This is a genomic window from Actinomadura roseirufa (assembly GCF_900659635.1).
GTDB lineage: Bacteria > Actinomycetota > Actinomycetes > Streptosporangiales > Streptosporangiaceae > Spirillospora > Spirillospora roseirufa.
The window spans coordinates 1-2,888 of the sequence record NZ_CAACVB010000493.1 but is presented as its reverse complement, the minus strand read 5'-3'; the positions used below and the strand labels follow the sequence as shown (position 1 = coordinate 2,888).

General features: G+C 74.8%; 4 protein-coding genes. 1 reads left to right on the top strand and 3 read right to left on the bottom strand.

Going from position 1 to position 2,888, the window contains the following annotated elements:
* The coding region (locus tag E1291_RS40670) for an IclR family transcriptional regulator (protein ID WP_207401238.1) at nt 1-535 on the bottom strand (535 nt) is incomplete at its 3' end.
* A gap of 144 nt (nt 536-679) precedes the next feature.
* Between E1291_RS40670 and E1291_RS40665 the strand changes: the two genes are divergently transcribed.
* Complete coding sequence (locus E1291_RS40665) at nt 680-1,456, top strand: isocitrate lyase/PEP mutase family protein (protein WP_131743362.1); 777 nt, start codon at nt 680-682, stop codon at nt 1,454-1,456.
* A gap of 3 nt (nt 1,457-1,459) precedes the next feature.
* On the opposite strand, the gene E1291_RS40660 is transcribed toward E1291_RS40665, so the two are convergent.
* Nucleotides 1,460-2,557, bottom strand: coding sequence for a hypothetical protein (locus tag E1291_RS40660; RefSeq protein ID WP_131743361.1), 1,098 nt, complete (start codon nt 2,555-2,557; stop codon nt 1,460-1,462).
* Between the two features lie 139 nt (nt 2,558-2,696).
* A partial coding sequence (locus tag E1291_RS42955; protein WP_165495541.1) for a hypothetical protein occupies nt 2,697-2,888 on the bottom strand: 192 nt, incomplete at its 5' end.

The following is a 2,888-nucleotide window of genomic DNA, read 5'->3' as shown; positions in this document are numbered from 1 at the left end:
CGCCGCCGCCGGCCGGGGCGGGCGCCGGGCGGGTCAGCACGGCCTCGCGGCGCTCCGCCGGCAGGAACGCGAGGATCGCCAGGCCCGGCGCGCCGGCGCGCAGCGGGAACCGCCGCCCCACCTCGACGGTCATCTTGACCTCCCGCGGGCTCTCGAACTGGTCGAGGTAGACCCGCTCGTCGCCGACCAGGCCGGACAGCGCGGCGGTCTCGCCCGTGTCGTCCCGCAGCCGGCGCAGGACGGGCGCGGCGGCGGCGCGGACGTCGAAGCCCCGCAGCGCGCTCACCCCGAGCGCCACGGCGGCGGGGCCGAGGCGGTAGCCCGCGGCGCCCGGGTCGGTCTCCAGCATCCCGCGCGAGGCCAGCGACCGCAGGATGCGGTGCACGACGGCCTTGGACAGTCCGAGCTCCCGCCCGATGGCGCTGACGCCCAGGTACCGGGGGCCGCCGGCGAACAGCAGCAGCACGTCGGCGACCCGTCCGGCGACCTCGGTGCCGACGTCCCGGCGCGGACCGGCGGACGGGTGCTCGCTCACCCCACGATTTTAAGGACGCGACCCGAGGCCCGTCGGCGGGAGCGCCGAATTCTTCGACGACGGCCGAAACGTCCCGCCTCTAGGCTGAGGGCCTGCGGGGACGCGCGCCGGCCGTGCCTCCCGCGTCGGATTGAGGAGAGCGCCATGACCGACCTTTTCCGGGACCTGCACCACGGGGACCGGCCGCTGCTGCTGCCCAACGCGTGGGACTTCGCGACCGGCGCCGCGTTCGCCGCCGCCGGGTTCGCCGCGGTCGGCACGACCAGCCTCGGCGTCGCCGCCGCGGCGGGCAAGCCGGACGCGACGGGCGACACCCGGGCGGAGACCCTCACGCTGGCCCGCTCCCTCGCCCGGCTCACCGTGCCGGTCACCGTCGACATCGAGGGCGGCTTCTCCACCCGGCCGGAGGAGGTCGCCGGCCTCGTCCGCGAGCTGGCCTCCTACGGGATCGCCGGGGTCAACCTGGAGGACGGCCGCGCCGACGGGTCGCTCGCGCCGCTCGGCGGCCAGGTCGAGATCGTCCGCGCGGTGAAGGAGGCGGCGCCGGAGGTGTTCCTCAACGCCCGCACCGACACGTTCTGGCTGGCCCAAGGCGAGGCCGACCGGGACGAGACGCTGCGCCGGGTGCGCGCCTACGCCGACGCCGGAGCGGACGGGGTGTTCGTCCCGGCCGCCGCCGACGACGCCGACGTGCGGGCCCTCCTCGACGCGGTGGACGTGCCGCTGAACCTCCTGTTCATGCCGGGCCGGACCCGGTACGCGCGGCTGGCCGAGCTGGGGGTGCACCGGGTGAGCTGCGGTTCGCTGCCGTTCCGCCGGGCGCTCCATGCGACGGTCGCCGCGGCCCTGGAGGTCACCGAGGAGGGCAGGACGTGGCCCATGCCCTCCTACGATGACATCCAAGCCCTCATCGAGGGCTGACGGTCAGGACCGGCGGGCGGCCACGGCCCGGTGGTGCGAGTCGACGGCGTCCTGGAGGAAACGGGACGACTCGGCGAGCATGCCGGGTTCGCGCTCCTTCGCGAGCGCCGCGAGGCGGTGCAGTGGGACGACCGTCTGGGTGAACCCCTGCGGCGTGTTCGAGCGGATCATCGGGATCCGGTCGTAGGAGTCGGACAGGCCGAGGTCCTGGTAGGCCCACCGGCTCGGGACCTCCCGCAGGATCGTCTCGCCCAGGTAGCGGACGGCGCCCTCGACGAACGGGTCCGAGCCCGCGGCGATCACCGAGTCCCAGTCGGGGTGGCGGTCGAGGACGAGCGCCTCCAGGGCGTCCAGGGAGCCGGGCGAGAAGTCGAACGGGAAGCCGTCCGGGAGGTGACCGGCCCGCCAGTCCGCGAGGGCGCCGGTCATCTCCCCGGTCCAGCCGTCCAGGAACGCGCGGGCGGGCGGGGTCATCCGGGCCCGGTCGTCCTGGAGGTACCAGTCGGCCGTGCCGTGGGCGGCGTCGGGCGCGGGCACCGGCGGCTGCTTCACCCGGCCGAGCCCCTCCAGGTCCAGGCCGAACCGGTCGTGGAGGTAGTGCGCCTGCGCCCGCGTGGCGAGGATGTAGGCGTCGTCATCGTCGGGCTCCTCGCCGGGCAGCGCGTAGAACATGCGGGCGTCGCCGGGCTCGAGGTCGTCGATGCACTCCATCACGGTCTGCAGGTCAAGGTGCTCGCCGGGCCCGTGCTCGACCGGCCACCACACCGGCTCGCCGTTGCGCAGGAAATGCAGGCTCTCCTCGCCCTCCTCGTCCTCCACCAGCTCCACGTCGCCGACCGTGACGGCGCCGCCGGTGCAGTCGGCGGCGCTCTCCAGGAGGTCCCGGTACCCCTCCTCGAGGTCGGCGACATCGCCCGCCGGCGCCCACACGACCACGCCGCACTCGTCGAGGAAGTCGAGGACGTCGTCCTCCTCCAGCTCCGCTCCCGGGCCCGGCCCCTGATCCTCCAGCGCCGCGCGCGCGGCGGCCGCCTCCTCGTCGGACGTCATGCCGAGCTCCACCAGCCGGTCCGCCAGGTCCCGGTACGTCGTGTCCACCATGCCGCGATCATGACAGGCGCCTCGGACGTTCCGCCCGCCGACGGTCAAGTTGGAGCGGATCCGTCGCGGGGGCCGCTCGCGGCCGGGGCCGCCGGTCCCATGCCGCACTCGACATCGGGACGGTGAAGGGCGACGGATCCTAGGGAACGGCGTCTATGGCACGACGGGATCCGAGCCAGTGCGTGCGTTCGGCCGCGTAATAGGAGGCGCCGTCCGGGCCGTCCGGGCCGCTCCTCCAGGGCCGCTGCCAGGACGGCCCCGACCATCGGCTGTTCACCTGCTGAGACATCTCGGCCAGAGCTATGGCCTCGGTGAAGTCGGAGGCGTAGTA